General features: G+C 64.3%; 22 protein-coding genes. 13 read left to right on the top strand and 9 right to left on the bottom strand.

Annotation, left to right across the window (positions count from 1 at the left end):
* The first annotated feature begins 59 nt into the window (after positions 1-59).
* Positions 60-524: a MarR family winged helix-turn-helix transcriptional regulator gene (locus ABIB80_RS19465; protein WP_007591720.1), complete on the top strand. Its 465-nt coding sequence runs from the start codon at positions 60-62 to the stop codon at positions 522-524.
* Positions 525-644: 120 nt separating this feature from the next.
* On the top strand, positions 645-1,073 hold the full coding sequence (locus ABIB80_RS19460; RefSeq protein WP_007591722.1) for a COG4315 family predicted lipoprotein: 429 nt from the start codon (positions 645-647) through the stop codon (positions 1,071-1,073).
* Positions 1,074-1,079: 6 nt separating this feature from the next.
* Here the strand turns inward: ABIB80_RS19460 and ABIB80_RS19455 are convergent, their stop codons facing one another.
* A complete protein-coding gene (locus ABIB80_RS19455) occupies positions 1,080-1,697 on the bottom strand; it encodes a L,D-transpeptidase (RefSeq protein ID WP_198288227.1) in 618 nt (205 codons plus the stop codon).
* 355 nt (positions 1,698-2,052) lie between these two features.
* Between ABIB80_RS19455 and ABIB80_RS19450 the strand changes: the two genes are divergently transcribed.
* From ABIB80_RS19450 to ABIB80_RS19435, 4 genes are all read left to right on the top strand, one after another.
* Positions 2,053-3,078 carry a hypothetical protein gene (locus tag ABIB80_RS19450; RefSeq protein ID WP_007591726.1) on the top strand — a complete coding sequence of 342 codons (1,026 nt, stop codon included), beginning with the start codon at positions 2,053-2,055 and terminating at the stop codon, positions 3,076-3,078.
* Positions 3,079-3,451: 373 nt separating this feature from the next.
* Positions 3,452-3,682: a DUF6894 family protein gene (locus ABIB80_RS19445; protein WP_007591727.1), complete on the top strand. Its 231-nt coding sequence runs from the start codon at positions 3,452-3,454 to the stop codon at positions 3,680-3,682.
* Between the two features lie 92 nt (positions 3,683-3,774).
* Positions 3,775-4,164 carry a hypothetical protein gene (locus ABIB80_RS19440; RefSeq protein WP_007591729.1) on the top strand — a complete coding sequence of 130 codons (390 nt, stop codon included), beginning with the start codon at positions 3,775-3,777 and terminating at the stop codon, positions 4,162-4,164.
* A 110-nt stretch (positions 4,165-4,274) separates the two neighbouring features.
* Entirely contained in the window at positions 4,275-4,526 is a 252-nt protein-coding gene (locus ABIB80_RS19435; RefSeq protein WP_007591737.1) for a hypothetical protein, read from the top strand.
* A 28-nt stretch (positions 4,527-4,554) separates the two neighbouring features.
* On the opposite strand, the gene ABIB80_RS19430 is transcribed toward ABIB80_RS19435, so the two are convergent.
* The 5 genes from ABIB80_RS19430 to ABIB80_RS19410 form a co-directional block, all read right to left on the bottom strand.
* On the bottom strand, positions 4,555-4,740 hold the full coding sequence (locus ABIB80_RS19430) for a hypothetical protein (protein ID WP_007591738.1): 186 nt from the start codon (positions 4,738-4,740) through the stop codon (positions 4,555-4,557).
* Between the two features lie 176 nt (positions 4,741-4,916).
* Complete coding sequence (gene minE / locus ABIB80_RS19425; RefSeq protein WP_007591739.1) at positions 4,917-5,198, bottom strand: cell division topological specificity factor MinE; 282 nt, start codon at positions 5,196-5,198, stop codon at positions 4,917-4,919.
* Complete coding sequence (minD, locus tag ABIB80_RS19420; protein WP_007591740.1) at positions 5,195-6,010, bottom strand: septum site-determining protein MinD; 816 nt, start codon at positions 6,008-6,010, stop codon at positions 5,195-5,197. Before minD ends, minE begins: the two co-directional genes overlap by 4 nt.
* A gap of 19 nt (positions 6,011-6,029) precedes the next feature.
* Positions 6,030-6,728 (bottom strand): septum site-determining protein MinC, encoded by a 699-nt coding sequence (minC, locus tag ABIB80_RS19415; RefSeq protein ID WP_007591741.1) that lies wholly within the window; start codon positions 6,726-6,728, stop codon positions 6,030-6,032.
* 235 nt (positions 6,729-6,963) lie between these two features.
* Positions 6,964-7,980: an ABC transporter substrate-binding protein gene (locus tag ABIB80_RS19410; RefSeq protein WP_007591742.1), complete on the bottom strand. Its 1,017-nt coding sequence runs from the start codon at positions 7,978-7,980 to the stop codon at positions 6,964-6,966.
* A 101-nt stretch (positions 7,981-8,081) separates the two neighbouring features.
* On the opposite strand from ABIB80_RS19410, the gene ABIB80_RS19405 reads away from it, so the two are divergent.
* The 6 genes from ABIB80_RS19405 (at position 8,082) to ABIB80_RS19380 (ending at position 13,293) form a co-directional block, all read left to right on the top strand.
* Complete coding sequence (locus ABIB80_RS19405) at positions 8,082-8,729, top strand: TetR/AcrR family transcriptional regulator (protein WP_007591743.1); 648 nt, start codon at positions 8,082-8,084, stop codon at positions 8,727-8,729.
* Between the two features lie 84 nt (positions 8,730-8,813).
* On the top strand, positions 8,814-9,584 hold the full coding sequence (locus tag ABIB80_RS19400) for an ABC transporter permease (RefSeq protein WP_502918732.1): 771 nt from the start codon (positions 8,814-8,816) through the stop codon (positions 9,582-9,584).
* A gap of 31 nt (positions 9,585-9,615) precedes the next feature.
* Positions 9,616-10,653, top strand: coding sequence for an NAD-dependent epimerase/dehydratase family protein (locus tag ABIB80_RS19395; protein ID WP_007591746.1), 1,038 nt, complete (start codon positions 9,616-9,618; stop codon positions 10,651-10,653).
* Positions 10,640-11,461, top strand: a complete 822-nt coding sequence (locus tag ABIB80_RS19390) for a GNAT family N-acetyltransferase (protein ID WP_354128146.1) — start codon at positions 10,640-10,642, stop codon at positions 11,459-11,461. Before ABIB80_RS19395 ends, ABIB80_RS19390 begins: the two co-directional genes overlap by 14 nt.
* A gap of 6 nt (positions 11,462-11,467) precedes the next feature.
* Positions 11,468-12,523 carry a dihydrodipicolinate synthase family protein gene (locus ABIB80_RS19385; protein ID WP_007591750.1) on the top strand — a complete coding sequence of 352 codons (1,056 nt, stop codon included), beginning with the start codon at positions 11,468-11,470 and terminating at the stop codon, positions 12,521-12,523.
* Entirely contained in the window at positions 12,511-13,293 is a 783-nt protein-coding gene (locus ABIB80_RS19380) for an ABC transporter ATP-binding protein (RefSeq protein WP_035992801.1), read from the top strand. The genes ABIB80_RS19385 and ABIB80_RS19380 overlap by 13 nt, the downstream gene beginning before the upstream one ends.
* Positions 13,294-13,415: 122 nt before the next feature.
* On the opposite strand, the gene ABIB80_RS19375 is transcribed toward ABIB80_RS19380, so the two are convergent.
* From ABIB80_RS19375 to ABIB80_RS19365, 3 genes are all read right to left on the bottom strand, one after another.
* Complete coding sequence (locus ABIB80_RS19375; RefSeq protein ID WP_219683902.1) at positions 13,416-14,507, bottom strand: TRAP transporter substrate-binding protein; 1,092 nt, start codon at positions 14,505-14,507, stop codon at positions 13,416-13,418.
* Positions 14,508-14,661: 154 nt separating this feature from the next.
* A complete protein-coding gene (locus ABIB80_RS19370; protein WP_354128145.1) occupies positions 14,662-14,919 on the bottom strand; it encodes a hypothetical protein in 258 nt (85 codons plus the stop codon).
* A 95-nt stretch (positions 14,920-15,014) separates the two neighbouring features.
* A complete protein-coding gene (locus tag ABIB80_RS19365; protein WP_007591761.1) occupies positions 15,015-15,965 on the bottom strand; it encodes a DUF2778 domain-containing protein in 951 nt (316 codons plus the stop codon).
* A gap of 222 nt (positions 15,966-16,187) precedes the next feature.
* Between ABIB80_RS19365 and ABIB80_RS19360 the strand changes: the two genes are divergently transcribed.
* Positions 16,188-16,628: a DUF1810 domain-containing protein gene (locus ABIB80_RS19360; protein WP_007591762.1), complete on the top strand. Its 441-nt coding sequence runs from the start codon at positions 16,188-16,190 to the stop codon at positions 16,626-16,628.
* Positions 16,629-16,658 lie beyond the last annotated feature (30 nt).

Below are 16,658 nucleotides of genomic sequence, written 5' to 3'. Positions count from 1 at the left end.
GCTGACTATCAGTATACTTGTCAACGATCCCGGCCGTCCTGCCCCAACGGAGAAATTCGGTGAAAGACAACAACGACATGCCCGGACATCTGGCGCGCCGGTTCCAGCAGATCGCGGTGGCGGTGTTTTTGGCCGAGGTCGGCGATGCCGGATTCGACCTCACGCCGGTGCAATACGCCGCGCTCGCGACCATCAAGGCCAACCCGGGCCTCGACCAGGTGACGCTCGCAGGATTGATCGCCTACGACCGCACCACCATCACCGGCGTGATCGACCGCCTCGTGCAGAAGGGGCTCGCGGAGCGCCGCGCCTCGCGCCGCGACCGTCGTGCCCGCGAGCTCGAGATCACCGACGAAGGCCGCCGCACGCTGCGCAAGATCACGCCGGCCGTCGAATCCGCGCAACGCATCATGCTGCGCGGCCTCAGCGCGAAAGAAAGTGAGGATCTGATGCGGCTGTTGCACAAGGCCATCGCCGCCGGCAACGAGCTCAGCCGCGCCCCGCTGCGCGAAGCGCAGGCCTAACCCCGTAATTGTACCGGTCGTTGTCGCAATGTCGCGAAACCTGGAACTAACCTTCGGCTGTTAGGGTCCGCCGCATTCGGCGTTTAACGCGCGATTAACTTTGCCGGTCTGGAGTTTCGGATGTTCAGGTTCCTCATTGCGGCGGCGGCCATCGCGCTCTCGACCGCTCCGGCGCTCGCGAATGGCCATGGCGGCGGCGATGCCCCTCCTCCGCCGAAGCCCGCGACCTCACCGGCGAAAGTCATCCTGACCAAGCAGGGCCCCACGCTCGTCGACCTCAACGGCATGACGCTCTACTATTACGAGCGCGATACCACCGGCAAGACGTCGAACTGCAACGGCAAATGTGTCGAGAGCTGGGTGCCGCTGCCCGCAACGGCCGATGCCAAGGCGGTCGGCGACTTCACCGTGATCAACCGTAACGACGGCAGCAAGATGTGGGCATATCGCTATCGCCCGCTCTACACCTCGCCGGCCGACAAGGCGCCGGGCGAGGCCAATGGCAATGCCACGACGCTGCAATGGCGCATTGCCCGTCCCGAGAATTAGGGCGACCTACCCGCGCCAGCTGGGCTGCGCTTCGACTTGCGCGTTCTGTCCGGGCGGCAGCACCACGACCGTTGAATTGAGCTTCACCCGGTCATAGAGATCGATCACGTCCTCGTTGCGCATCCGGATGCATCCGGACGAGATCGCCTGCCCGATATATTCCGGCTGGTTGGTGCCGTGGATGCGGTAGAGCGTGTCCTTGTTGCCGGCATAGAGATAGATGCCGCGCGCACCCAGGGGATTGGCGGGACCGCCGGGCACGCGCGCCGGATAGGGTCCGAGCCGCGCCTGGATGTCCGCCGTCGGAACCCAGTCCGGCCACTCCGCTAGACGACCGACCCGCGCGACACCGGAGAACGCCATGGCTTCCTCGCCGACCGCAACGCCGTAGCGAATCGCCTTGCCGTCGGGCAGCACGAAATAGAGATAGCGCGCATCGGTATCGACCAGAATCGTGCCCGGCTGCTCCTTGCGCGGATAATCGACGATATGACGAAGATATTGCTCGGGCACGTTCGCTTGCGCGTACGGCGTATGCGCGAGTAACTGCCGGTCGCGCGGCGTCATGCTCGCGTCCGTCGATGGCGAAAGCGTTGTCTGCATGCAGCCGCCCAATGGAAGCATGGCAACAACGAATAGAACGAATAAGGATCTTGGCACCGCCGGCCCCGATAGCGATAGCAGCACCCCCAGCAACACCAGATGCTGCCAAAATCGTGCTGAAAACAAGGCATTGTGGAACACGTACGCGTGTTTTCTGAGGCGGGTTCCATCACCACAAAGGGCGCAAGAGCGTCGCACAGTCTCCATCCCCTCGCCTTGCTTTGGTCAAACCCGGCTGGACTCGTGCGTCATGGCTTGGGCCTCGGGGAATTGGACGGGCTCACCTCAACGGATCTGCTCGCGCGAATGCGGACGGCCAACACTTCAACTACTCAACGCCCGGGCTTCAAAACACCCGGGCTTCAAAGGAGCTGCGATGCTCGCGACGCTGAACTCTCGGCAAATCGTCGATGAGATCGTGAAGGACACGGTCACGAACAACGACCCGCACGACGCGGTGCAGATTTCGCCTGACATTGTGCTGGCCTCGCGCCCTCTCAGCGTCGCGCCCGCGCTCGCGCCTGAGATCACGGCCCGTCCGGAGCCGAAAATAGATCCGGCGTTCACGCTGAAGTCCAGAATGAATCCGGAGCCGAAGTTCAGTCCCGTCGCGGAGCCGCAGGCGGCAGCGCCCTCGGTCGACACTGCCGTGCGCGTCGCGGCCGGTGATGGTCTCAGCCGGCAGAAGCGCTCCTCGGCTGGCAAATGGCTGCGCGGCGCGTTCGTCACGATGCTGTTTGCGGGCGGAAGTGCGGCCGCCACTATCGCTTGGGAGAAACACGGCGACACCGCAAGACAGATGCTCGCCGAATGGACGCCGGTATTGGCGTCGCTGCTGCCTTCGACCTCGCAGACGGCACCGGTCGCCGCCGCGCAGGCCGCGCCACCTGCGGACCAGGCCGCAACGGATCAGGCCGCAACGGATCAACCGACAGATCAATCTGCGGCTCCGCCCGCAACCCAGGTTGCAGCAGCGGTGCCCACGGCAACACAATCCGATCCTGCACAATCGGTGCAGTCGATGACGCGCGATCTCGCCGCGATGGCGCAACAGATCGAGCAGCTCAAGGCCAACATCGCCGAGTTGAAGGCCGGGCAGGAGCAGATGGCACGCGAGATGACGAAGCCGCCCGCGCCGAAGCCGGTGGCCGATGCTAAGCCGCGCGTCGATCCGCGCGCGCAAATGTCCGTGCTGCCGCCGCGGCCTGCGACGGCGCCGGTTCGCAAACCGAAGCCGGTCGTGTCGCACACCTACATGCCGGCTTATTCGCCCGCGCCGCTCGCTCCGCCGCCGCCGTCGCAGGCTGCCGCGGTCCCACCGCCAGCTGCGCCTGTGACGACGACGCAAGCCGTTGCCGACGACGATGGACCTGTCGTGCGCCCGCCAATGCCGCTGCGCTGAACGATCGTCACGCGAGGACACGACGCGTCGCGCCAGCGATGGTGTCCGAGTCGATGTGGCGTGTTGAATCCGGGTGACTACGGGGAAGCGATGCTTCCATCGTTTCCCATGAAGAGAAAAGGCCGTCGGGATCTATGCCGGCGGCCTTCTCTTGCAGCTGCCGGTTCCCGGAGCCCGGTTCTGCTGCAATTCCATGCCTGATGATCACGCCGACATATTTAATAAAATCTTAACACGCTTGAATGCTGCACATCATTTCTGCGCCATAAGCACAGAGATTGCGCGCGCCTTTCATTCGATAAACATCGACTCAGTGGTACCATCAGTCATGTGTTGAAAGCCGAAGCTCAATTCGTCACACCGGGGAATTCGGATGCCTTACTATTCCTTCGATCTCGTGGTTGGTGAAGAGTTCAAGAACCAGGGCGGTATCATCCTCGAAGACATCGAGGTCGCCTCCGATCGCGCCGTCCAACTGGCCACCGAGCTGTCGCAGGTGAAGCCCGAGTTGCAAAGCAAGGGTTGCGCTGTGCGCGTCACCGACCGCGATCACAAAGAGGTCTATCGCACGCCGCTTGATCCGGTGCCGGCCTGGCGGCGCTAGCTCGCCGGCCGTCTTCGCGGCCGCACGCTATCCCCATTGCGGAGCGGCGCGGCAGCCGCTAGCCTTCCCGAAAATTCGGGGAGGTACCAAGGATGCGGACTGGTTTTCTGATGACGGCCCTGTTGCTGCTGGCGGCGCCGGCCCAGGCGGCCGACCATCCACGTTCGACCTATGTCACGCTGGTCTTGCAGGCCTTCGCCGCCAAGGTCGAATGTCCCGGGACCGATATCGTCTACCAGGATCTGGTGCAGAAGGCGGAGCAGATGCAGCTGCCCGAAGGCACCACCGAGAAGGTCCGCAAGGCGATCGCCTGGATGCACACCGGCGGCAAGTTGGGCGAGAAGCAGGACGACGATCTGATGGCCGAGGTCGCGGTGGCCACCCAGGCGACCGACCTCAACCAACGCCGCCTCGGCATGCCCAGCTGGTGCGAGGCCCAGAAGACCAACCTCGCCGGCCTGATCCGCAGCAAGGGCGGTTAGCGCTCATCGCGCGGCGTTAAGCACGCTGTGCCGGAACTTTTGCTTCGGCCAATAATCGTCACAATCCTCGCCAGCATGCGGCTCTCTTCGAATTCGAACAGGGGAGCCCCATGCGGATCAACCATGTCCTCCTTACCGTCGCGTTTGCCCTCGCAACGGTGACGACCGCGCCCGTGCTGGCGAAGAATTCCGACGCCCAGAAGGGCGAGGACAAATCGACCTCGTCCTCATCGTGTAGCGCCTATCAGCAGGCGCCGGACGGCTCGTGGGAGCCGCTCCCCTGCAAGGAGACCGGCGAGCGCTCACAGCCGCAGACGCAGCATCGCACGTCGCCGCAGGGCGCCGACCGCGGGGAGCGTTGAAGGCGGGGAACCTTGACGCGCGAGGGTGTCAGCTCTGGTGCGGACCGCGGATGATCTTCATCGCGTCGGCGATGTGACGCCACTCTTTGGCCTCATCGCCCTCGCCGCGGTCCTCACAAGCCCTGGCCTGTTCGGCGGCCTTCGCGATCGCAGCAAAACCATGCTGTTCCAGCATCTGGCGCGCGACGGTGTGGACCTGGACCTCGGTCATCATGGGCGTTCTCCCGTTTTGACGAAACCGCGGTGCATCGCGCCGCCGCGGGTTTTCACAACGATTGAGCCCTGACCTCGTTCCGCAGCGTTCCCGTCGGCGCGCAAAAAGGCGGCCCGCTATGCCCAGCGGACCGCCTTTTCACCCACCCCAAATTTGAAGCGTCGCGGCCGAGGTCCCTAGCCGGCCGCCGCGCGCTTGCGTTCGAAATCGTTGGGCACCTCGATATCGACCTCGAGGGTCGAGACCTCGTCGCCGCGATCGAGCCGGACGATGACCTTGGTCGGGTCCAGCGTGACGTGCCTGGAAACGACCGCGAGGATTTCCTCACGCAGCACACCGAGCAGGTCGGGCTGGCCGCGCAGTCCGCGTTCATGGGCAAGCAGGATCTGCAACCGTTCGCGTGCGACGGGTGCAGAGGCCTTGTTGCCGCGGAGAAGCCGAAGCAGACCCATGCTCATGCGGCCCTCCGTCGCAGCAGGCGGTCCATGAAGCCCTTGCGCTCGGTCGGCACCTGCATCGGCACGGTGTCGCCGCACAGCCGGCGGGCGGCGTCGATATAGGCCCGCGCCGGTGCGCCTTCCGCGTTCGACAGCGTCACGGGCGTGCCGACGTTGGAGGCGCGCAGCACGTCCTGGCTCTCCGGGATGATGCCGAGCAAGGGTGTTGCAAGAATTTCGAGAATGTCCTCGATGGTCAGCATCTCGCCGCGCGCCGCGCGCGAGGGATCATAGCGGGTAATGAGAATGTGCTTCTCGACCCGCTCGCCCTTCTCGGCCCGCACCGTCTTCGAATCGAGCATGCCGATGATGCGATCGGAATCGCGCACCGAGGAGACTTCGGGATTGGTGACGATCACGGCTTCGTCGGCAAAGCGCATCGCCATGGAGGCGCCGCGTTCGATGCCGGCCGGGCTGTCGCAGATCACCCAGTCGAAACGGCTGCGCAGATCGTCGATGACCTTGCCCACGCCCTCTTCGGTCAGCGCGTCCTTGTCGCGGGTTTGCGAGGCCGGCAGCAGCCAGAGGTTCTCCAACCGCTTGTCCTTGATCAGGGCCTGCGGCAGCTTTGCGACGCCCTGCACCACGTTGATGAGGTCGAACACGACGCGGCGTTCGGCTCCCATCACGAGGTCAAGGTTGCGCAAGCCGACGTCGAAATCGACGACCACGACCTTTTCGCCGCGTTGCGCGAGCGCAGCCCCCAGTGCGGCGGTCGTCGTGGTCTTGCCGACGCCCCCCTTGCCTGACGTCACGACCAGTACCTTGGCCATCTCTGAAATCTCCTTCTGGTCAGTTCAGCGCAGTAATTCGCATGGTGTTGCCCTGGAGCCAGGCCTGAGCCGGCTTGCCGCGCAGGGCCGCGTCGATATCGTCGGCGGTCTGGTAAAAGCCATCGATTGCAAGCAGTTCGGCTTCGATCTTCTGACAATAGATGCGTGCGCTCGTGTGACCGTTCACGCCCGCCATGGCGCGGCCGCGTAGCGCGCCGTAGATGTGGATGGAGCCGCCGGCGACGACTTCGGCGCCGGAGCCGACCGAGCCGAGAATGGTGACGTCGCCTTCGGGGAAGATCACAGTCTGGCCCGACCGAACGGGGCTTTCGAGCAGCAAGGAGGTCGGCTTGGTCTCGACCTTCGCCTCAACCTTCTTGGGAGCGCTCGGTTCGATGACGCAGCTCCGCCCGCCCGAAAGCAGCGGCGGCATCATGGGGGTCAACCGGCCCTCCTCCACGCCCTCGATCCCGAGCACGCGAATGTTGCGGTCCTGAAGGCTGGTGAGCAGATGCCCGATGCCGGACTGGCTGAGATCGACCGAGGACAGGTCGATCACCACGGGGCGGCCGGCAAAGAAGCCCGGCGAGCGCGCGATGGTGGTGTCGATCTCCTGCAGCCAGTCCTGGATGGGAACCGTCGGCACGAACACGAAGGCCACATAGGAGCGCCCGCGCAGGCGAACCATTTGGCGTTGAGGTTTTACTGCAGCCTCCATAGCGGCCGACTCGTTCCCTGTTATTGAATGGTTAACGATGCCGCCGATATGGTTAATGGCCGGTTAATTTCTCCGTGGGGTTACGTGCCCGTCCCAACTGTCATCGGCCGCGAAAGCTGGCGATCCAGTACTCCGAGACGGTTGTGGGTCAATCGACAGGGCGCGGCGTACTGGATGCCCCGCTTTCGCGGGGCATGACACCGGTGTGTGGGGCGGCGCGACGGCTCTTCGCCCCCTACTTCTTCACCTTGCTCGCATCCATCTTGACGGCGGGATCGAGCATCTTGGTCGTGAACGCCGTCGTGACGTCGAACGGCTTTTCCATGCCGAGATAGGTCTGGACCAGTTCGTAGTCCTTCTTCATCCGCTCGCCGTCGATCCAGCCGAGCGCCTTCGTCGTGGTGAACTCATCCGTCATCAAAAACTTGATGCGCTCCCACTGGCGCTCCTGGTTCTCCTTGTCGAGACCGGAGACCTGGTCGAGCAACGCCTTCAGGCAGGGTGCGGCGTCGGCGACGCAGGTCGCAAAGGCCTTTTGCGTGACGCGCACGAACTCCTCGACCAGCTTGGGATTCTTCTGCAGATAGCCGCCGTTCACGATCAGCGAATTGCCGTAAGGGTTGAGCCCGATGTCCTTCCAGTTGACGTAGCCGAGATCGCTTCCGAACTCGATCACCTTCAAATCGTGCTCGTTGTAGAAGTCGCTGATGATGTCGACGGTATGGCTCTTCAGCGCGGCGATCTTCGCGGTCGGCCCGACATTGACGAAGCCGACAGAGTCGGGTGCAAGCCCTGCAGCCTTGGCGAAAGCCGGCCACATCACGCGCGAGGCGTCCCCGGGCGGATTGCCGATCTTGTGGCCGGCAAAATCCTTCACCCCGTTCACGCCGTAGCTCTTCAGCCAGTAGAAGGTCTGCCCGGTGTTGGCGTAGACGCTCATTACGGCAACAGCGTCAGCGCCCTTGCTCTTCGCCACCAGCATGGTGGCGAGATCGGCGACGCCGAAGGGCGAGCCACCGGAGCCGACCTTTGCGGCGGAGACGCCGGAGCCCTTGCCGACCTCGATGGTCAGATCGATGCCCGCCTTCTCGTACCAGCCTTGCGCCTTGGCGTAATAATAGGGCGAGTGATCGGCCGTCGGCGCCCAGTTCAGGATCAGATTGACCGCTTCGCCCGCGGTCGCGGGCACGACTGGTGATCCGAGCATCAGGGCCACAGCCAGGGCCGAGCCCGCCGCCTGCAAACGCTTCATCGCATCTCTCCTCGTTGCCCGCGACCCGGCTTGTCGCTCTCCCCCTGTGAGGATACCAATGCAACAAGGCCGCCCTCAACTTGTCAACTGTTTGGTTGGAAATGCCCGCAAAACGTTCAGGCGACACCGTGCCGCAGCGGCGCGACCCGGTCGCCACACGCAAGAAGCTGCTCACCGCGGCGCGCGAGGAGTTCGCCCGGCACGGCTTTGCCGGCGCCCGCGTCGACGAGATCGCGGAGCGCGCCGGCGTCAACAAGCAGCTCGTCTACCATTATTTCGGCGACAAGGACGCGCTCTATCTCGCCGTGCTCGAATGGGTTTACGCCGATATCCGCGAGCAGGAACGCCAGCTCAATCTCGAAGGCCTGCCGCCGGAAAAGGCGATCCGGAAACTGATCGAAGCCTCGTTCGATTACCTGGCGACGAACCCCGATTTCATCGTGCTTCTGAACGACGAGAACCGCGGCGGTGCCCGCCACGTCCGCGGCTCGACGCGGCTGGAGGCGATGCATTCACCGCTGGTGAAGAGCGTGTCCCACATCCTTCACGAGGGCGTCCGCGCCGGCATGTTCCGCAAGGGAATCGACCCGATCCAGCTCTATATCTCCATCGCGGGCCTCAGCTATTTTTATCTCTCCAACACACCGACGCTCTCGGCGATCTTCGGCAAGGACCTGTCGAGCCGGGCCGCGCGCCGCGCCCGCCGTCGGCACGTCGCCGATCTCGTGCTGCATTCGCTCCGGCCGTAATCAACCAACTGGTTGAAACTTCCCTCGATGCCGGTTAGGCTTGCGACCAGCGGCAAGGTGGCCGCTGGCAACAGGGAGCAACTGGTGGCAGGAGACGGCGCCCGCAATACGCGCAGCTTTGCGATCGTCCTGATCGTGCACCTCGCCGTGCTCGTGCTCTGGCAGGTCCTGGTCGATGCCTTCCACGTGCCGAAGTTCATCCTGCCCTCGCCGCTCGCGACAATCCAGACGCTGGGAACCGCGAGCTACGCCTGGGGCGCCAATACGCTGGTGACGGCGATCGAGATCCTCGGCGGCTTTGCGCTCGGCGCATTCGTCGGCGTGGCGCTGGCCGTCATCTTCAGCTGGGCGCCGCTGATCAGCCTCGTGCTGCTGCCGCTGTTCGTGACGCTGAACATGATCCCGAAGGTCGCGCTCGGCCCGCTCCTCATCGTCTGGTTCTCCTACGGCATCGTGCCGAACATCCTGATCGCCTTCAGCATCTGCTTCTTCCCGATCCTGCTCACCACCGCGCGGGGCTTGCGCGAGGTCGAGCCGGATCTGCTCGACCTGGTCAAATCGCTGCGCGGCTCGCGCTGGACGCTGTTCCGCAAGATCCAGCTGCCGGGATCGCTGCCTTACATCTTCTCCGGCATGAAAGTCGGCGCCATCCTCGCGGTCGCCGGCGCCATCGTCGGCGAGTTCATCGCCTCCGAGCGCGGGCTCGGCTACCTCATAATCCAGGTGCAGTCATCGCTCGACACGCCCGCGATGGTGATGGCCGTCGTGCTGCTGACGCTGCTCGGCGTCGCGCTTTACGGCTTCGTGCTCGCCCTCGAACGCATATTCGTGGTCGGTGACGCAACACCGACCTGAAACGTCAAAGCCAAGACCAGGGACCACAACCATGCTCCTGACCCGCCAGACACTGCCGAAGACCATCCCTGATATCGCTGCGCTCGACGATCTCCTGTGCCGGCCGACCCAGGCATTGATCGACGACCTCGCCAGGGTCGAGGGCGACATCATGATCCTTGGCGTCGCCGGCAAGATGGGGCCGACGCTGGCGGGGCTTGCCAAAGCCGCAGCGCCCGATCGCCGCGTCATTGGCGTCGCCCGCTTCAGCGACGCCGGCGTCAAGGACTGGCTGCACGGGCGTGGCGTCGAGACCATCAATTGCGACCTGATGGACGAGACCGCGATTCAGACGCTGCCGAAGGCGCCCAATATCGTCTTCATGGCCGGCCGCAAATTCGGCGCGGAGGGCGATCTGTCGCTGACCTGGGCGATGAATGCGCACGTGCCGGCGCTGGTCGCGCAGGCCTTCCCCTCGTCGCGGATCGTGGCGTTCTCGACCGGCTGCATCTATCCCTTCGTCCCCGTCGACGGCAAAGGCTCGCGCGAGGACATGGCGCCGAACCCGCCCGGCGAATACGCCCAATCCTGCGTCGGCCGCGAGCGCATGTTCGAGTTTTTTTCGCGCAAATTCGGAACGCCCGGGCGGCTGTTCCGCCTCAATTACGCGATCGACATGCGCTATGGCGTGCTCCACGACATCGCATCGAAGGTGCTCACGGGCACGCCGATCGACGTCAGCATCGGTCATGTCAATTTCATCTGGCAGGGCGATGCCTCGTCCCAGGCGCTGCGCTGTCTCGCGCATTGCACGACGCCGACCTCGCCGATCAATGTCAGCGGCCACGAGATCTTGGCGGTACGCGACCTCGCAGCACGATTCGGCGCCAGGTTCGGCCGCGCGCCGGTGCTGACAGGAAACGAACAGCCGACGGCGTGGCTGACGGACACGTCCAAGGCCGTCGAGCTGTTCGGCCTGCCGGTCGTCGACACCGAGCAGCTGATCGCCTGGACCGCGGATTGGGTGTCCCGCGCCATGCCGAGCCTCGGCAAGCCCACCAAATACGAGGTGCGCGATGGACGCTACTGACGAGCCGGCCATCGTCAAGCTCGGCGTCGACGATGCGATCGCCGGGCTCGTGCTGTCGACGGAAGCACGCTGGAACCAGACCGAGGAGGACTGGCGCATCTTCCTGCACGATGGAATCGTGTTCGGCATCCGTGACGGCAGACGGCTGGTGGCAACCGCGGCCCTGCTGCCCTACTCCAGCAAAAATGCCTGGATCAGCATGGTGCTGGTATCAGGCACCCATCGCCGCCGCGGCCTTGCAACGCGCCTCGTCGATGCCTGCCTGGAAACCGCCCGCAGGAACGGCCTGACGAGCTGGCTCGACGCAACGCCGGATGGTGCTGCCGTCTATGGGCCGCTCGGGTTCACGCCGACCCTGCAATTGCGCCGCCTCAAACTGGTGAAACCCGCGTCAACGTCCGGGCAGGCACCTTCATCCGCGACGCTCGACGCGCTCCGCATGCGTGACCGGCGCGCCACTGGTTTCGATCGAACCGCCCTGCTCTCCAACTTCGCTCGGCGTCCCGGCTCACGCATCGTCTCCGCGAACGGAGCCATCGCGCTGGTTCGCGACGGACGCACCGCGCGCCATATCGGCCCGCTATTTGCCGACAACACGGCAGCAGCGCTGACCCTGGTGGATGCCATCGCACGATCGGAAACCGGGCCGCTGCTGCTCGACGCCGTCGCGTCGCAAGCCGCGTTCCCTGACGGATTGACCGCGTCGGGCTGGAGCATCGAACGGCCGTTCCAGCGCATGCGGTTCGGCCCCGCCACAGCCGCGGGTGAGGACATGCCATTCGCCGTCGCCGGCCCTGAATTCGGATAGGACATCATGCACCACAGTCAGATCAACAGCGATATCCGCAAGCTGATCGCCGACGGCACCGTGCTGCCAGCGCATCCCCTCGCGCTCACCGCCGAACGCCAGCTCGACAAAACGCATCAGCGCGCGCTGACGCGCTATTACATCGACGCCGGCTCCGGCGGCCTTGCCGTCGGCGTGCACACCACGCAGTTTGCGATCCGCGATGTCGGCCTCTATCGTCCCGTGCTGGAGCTCGCTGCCGAGACGGCGGCGGACTGGACCAAGCGTCCGCTGGCGCTGGTCGCGGGCCTTGCCGGCCCGACCCAGCAGGCCACCGCTGAAGCCCGCACCGCGCGCGACATCGGCTACCACGCAGGGCTCCTCAGTCTCGCTGCGATGAAGAGCGCGTCCGAAGACGAGATCATCGCGCATTGCACAGCGGTCGCGGCCGAGATTCCGCTGGTCGGCTTCTATCTTCAGCCGGCAGTCGGCGGCGTGGTCCTGTCGAGCCGGTTCTGGCAGCGCTTTGCCGCGATCGACAATGTCATCGCGATCAAGATCGCGCCGTTCAACCGCTACAGGACCCTTGATGTTCTGCGCGGCGTCGCGGCGGCTGGCGCGCTCGACCGCGTTGCGCTCTATACCGGCAATGACGACCACATCCTGCTCGATTTGATGCTGCCGTTCGACCTCCGCGACAACGGCATCACCACGCGGACCTACTTCAAGGGGGGTCTGCTCGGCCATTGGTCGGTCTGGACGGCGAGCGCGATCAAGCAATTCGAGCGCTGCAAGGCGGCACGGCACAAGGACAGCGTCCCGGCCGATTTGCTCGCGCTCGATGCCCGCGTCACCGATTGCAACAGCGCCTTCTTCGACGTCGCCAACGATTTTCACGGTTGCATCGCCGGCTGCCATGAGGTGCTGCGACGGCAGGGCCTGATGCAGGGCTTGTGGTGCCTCGATCCGAACGAGGGCATGAGTCCCGGCCAGAAGGACGAGATCGACCGCGTCACTCGCGAGCATTCAGATCTCAGCGACGACGCCTTCGTGGCCGCAAACTTGAACAAATGGCTGGCATGAGCTCAAACCCCTTCATCAGCCTGCAAGGCGTCCGCAAGGTCTATCGTAGCGGCGGCGCCGAATTCCTGGCGGTGTCCGACGTCACCATGGACGTGCAGGAGGGTGAGCTTGTCTCGCTGGTCGGCCCGTCCGGCTGCGGCAAGACCACAGTGATGAAGATCTTGGCCGGCCTGCACGGCGCCGACGGCGGCACGGTGAAGATCGGCAATGCCAAAAGCCCGTTCGATCCGACCCGCGACATCGGCATGGTATTCCAGCAGGCGCTGCTGCTGAAATGGCGGACGATCCTGGACAATGTGTTGCTGCCGGCGGAGATCGTCGGCCTTCCCATGAGGGCCGCGCGCGAGCGGGCGCGCGATCTGCTCAATCTGGTGGGTCTTGCCGGCTACGAGCAGAAATATCCGCGAGCGCTGTCCGGCGGCATGCAGCAGCGTACCGCGATCGCGCGCGCCTTCATTCACGACCCGAAACTGATCCTGATGGACGAGCCGTTCGGCGCGCTGGACGCGCTGACGCGCGAGCAGATGAATCTGGAGATGCTGCGGATCTGGCGCGAGAGCGGCAAGACCATCATCTTCATCACGCACTCGATTCAGGAAGCCGTGTTCCTGTCCTCGCACTGCGCCGTGCTGACCGCCGGCCCGGCAAAGATGGCCGATTATTTTCCGATCGACCTGCCCTTCCCGCGGGCTCTGCCGCTCAAGACGACGGACGCGTTCGGCGCCTATGCAAGGCGCATTTACGAGAAGCTGGGTCTGGGCGCGGCTTAATTCACCGCACGATAGATGCTGTAGGGTGGGCAAAGCGAAGCGTGCCCACCATGGCGAGTCATGCAAGCAGTGGTGGGCACGGCGCAAGTGCGCCTTTGCCAACCCTACGGGAGTTTGCGCGATCAGGTCTTGTTGCGCATCTTGCCGAGCAGATAATTATCGTAAAAATTCTCCGCGATCTGCGTGTAGAACAGCAGCTCCTTCATATAGGCGTCGTGGCTTTCCTTGGTGCGCTTGAACAGGTCGCTCTTGGTGGCGAGCTCGTTCAGATGCTCCTGGGTCGCGGCGTAGCAGGCCTCCAGCACCGGCTGCGGAAACGCCTTCAGCTCCGCGCCATTGGCGATCAGCCGCTTCAGCGCTGCCGGATTCACGCTGTCGTATTTCTCGAGCATCCAGGCACCCGCGGCCGACGCGGCCTGGTTGACGATCGCCTGGTACTGCTTCGGCAGCGACGCCCACTTCTCGTCGTTGACGATCATGTGCAGCATGGCGCCGCCTTCCCACCAGCCGGGGAAGTAGTAGTATTTTGCGACCTTCTGGAAGCCGAGCTTTTCGTCGTCATAGGGTCCGACGAATTCGACCGCGTCGATCGTGCCCTTTTCCAGCGCCGGATAAATGTCGCCGCCCGCGATCTGTTGCGGGACCACGCCGAGCCGCGCCAGTACATGACCGCCCATGCCGGCGATGCGGAATTTGAGACCCTTGAGATCGTCGACCGTCTTGATCTCCTTGCGGAACCAGCCGCCCATCTGGGTGCCGGAATTGCCGCATAGGATGGCGTGCGCCTTGAATGGCTTCAGCGCCTCGTTGGTGAGGTCGGCGCCGCCGCCGAAGTGCCACCAGGATTCCTGATGGCGATGGTTCATGCCGAACGGCGCGCCGGTCGCATAGGCCAGCGCCGGCTCCTTGCCGATGTAGAAATAGAGCGGGGTCTGCGCCATGTCGACAGAGGCTGTGCTGACGGCATCGAGCGCCTGCAGGCCCGGGACGAGCTCGCCGGCCGCAAAGGTCTGGATCTGGAATTTGTTGTCGGTGGCCTCGGCAACATATTTCGCAAAGGTCTGCGCAGTGCCGTAGATGGTGTCCAGCGACTTCGGGAAGCTGGAGGTCAGGCGCCATTTGATCTCGGGCGCGCCTTGCGCGATCGCAGGTGCGGCAACCAGCGTCGTCGCGCCGGCCATGGCGCCGCCCTTGAGGAACGTACGGCGTTTCATGATGGTCTCTCCCTGAACTATGTTTCAACGTCTCGGCTTGAGCGCGATCTTCGCGAGCTATTGCCGTTCCTATAGCGGAGTTCAAGTTGTGAGCGGTAGCCCGGATGGAGCGCAGCGCAATCCCGGGATCCCCCAAATATCTACCGCGTCACTCTCAGAGCAGCTTGGCGCTCACGAACAGCGCGCGCACGGCGTTGGTCGCCTGCACCACGAGCATGGCGTTCTCGGCGGCGCCTTCGAGCGCTGCGACCGCATCTTCATGCAAGGAGCGGAATTCCATCCACTCGACCGATTTGAAATTGGTGAGGAATTGATAGGCCTGGCCGACGGTCGCAATCGCCAGCGTGTCGCCGTTCAGCTTGATCTTGAACGTCGTGCGCAGCGGGGTCCCGGAACTTTGCGGATCACTCACTTTGCGGATCACTCATGGGCTGCTTCTGCACGATGACGGCTTAACGAAGGGAAAACGGCAGCCCCGCCGTGGCAGGCAAATATCAGGAGCAGATATCAGGACTCGGTGCTCGCGCGCTGCGAGGCGGTCGCCGATGGGCTCAACTTCGGCACCACGACCAGACGGTTGAACTCACCGTTATCGTAGGCCTTCATAAAACGATCGTAGTCCTTGATCGACACGCAGCCGTTGGAGTCGCCACGGGGCCCGAGCATGTAATTGTGGGTGAGCAGGCCGACGCGGCCGAGCGCGCTGGTGCCCTCGGTGGGGGTCAAGCGCAGTGCGCGGACGCCGTGAAACAGTTTTTCGCGGGGCTTCAGGTCGTAGGTCGCGGGCGGGGTCGCGCCAACCATGCGCTGGTCGACGTGCTCCGGGTCGTCCATCAGCGCGCCCATGCCTGAATGCGCTTCCAGCGCGAGGCCGCTCGGCAGGTAAAGCGCCTTGGCCGAGATGTCGTAGACCGCGGTGCGCGAATCGTAACCGAGCGCGGCGAGATCCGGCGCCTTGCCGAACAGGCCGCTGTCGGGCGTCAGCGAGGCCAGCTTGATCTTGTCGGTGAATTTTTCGAAGAAGTTGCGGTTGTCGACCCTGGGGTTGGTCTCGGCATAAGCCTGGCTCGAGGCGATCTGGGCGGAGATGTCGGCCTGGGGCGGGCGCGAGCGCGGCATCGGGATGGCGTCAGCACGCTGCGATTGTCTCGTCTCCTCGGACATATGCCGGTCGTCGTCGGTCAGAGTGGAGCGCCAGTCATCGCCCTGGAGCTTCTGGGCGAGCATCGCCTTGGCGTCGCGCAATTTGAGCTGGACTGCACTCACCGCGGAGCGCTCCAGCGTCCGCAGCCCAAGCTCGCGGGCGGGCGGATTGCCGGACGCCGAAGCGAAACGATCATCGAACGAAGGCGCATTGGCCGGCGGCAGTGCGGCGGTGACCAGCGAGGCCGGAGCGCCGATATCCGCGACCCAGGCGGCAGCGCCTAGTGCCAGCGCGACGGCGGCCAGAGACAGCAATATCGTCTCGGCTCGCCCAATACGGCGGCGCGACAATAGCCTCTCGGCTTGTGCCCGGTCGGAAACCATCAGCTCCCCAAAATCGACCCCCGGGGGGACCCACCCCCACCCGGAGACTCTATACCAGCTACCACATTGGGAGCCAAAAGTTAGGCATAATCGGGGCCGGCAGGCGTCTGGCAAGGCTCCGGCAAGCCATTCCGGGGTATTCCAAGGTATCTTATGACCGATCCGTTCGATCTAGAACGCTTTGTCCGGGCCCAGGACCCGGTCTATGGCGACGTTCAGGGGGAGCTGACCCGGGGCCGAAAGCAGAGCCACTGGATGTGGTTCGTCTTCCCGCAGGTCGCCGGCCTCGGCTTCAGCGCCATGTCGCAGCGCTACGCCATCGCCTCCCGCGCGGAGGCCAAGGCCTATCTCGCCCACCCCATCCTCGGTCCGCGCCTGATCGAATGCACCCGCCTCGTGCTTGCCGTCGAAGGCCGGACCATCAACGCGATCCTCGGCGCGCCCGATGATGCCAAATTCCGCTCGTCGATGACGCTGTTCGACGCGGTGTCCGACGAACCCGTTTTCGACCAGGCGCTCGCCCGGTATTTTTCGGGCAAGCGCGATCAGGCAACGCTCGATATCCTCGCGGTCCTCGACCGACAGCCCAAGTGACCGCGGCCACCAGCGTAAACCCGGGATTAA

The sequence above is a fragment of the Bradyrhizobium sp. i1.15.2 genome (assembly GCF_040548425.1).
GTDB classification, from domain to species: domain Bacteria; phylum Pseudomonadota; class Alphaproteobacteria; order Rhizobiales; family Xanthobacteraceae; genus Bradyrhizobium; species Bradyrhizobium canariense.
This window is presented reverse-complemented; position numbering and strand designations above follow the sequence as displayed.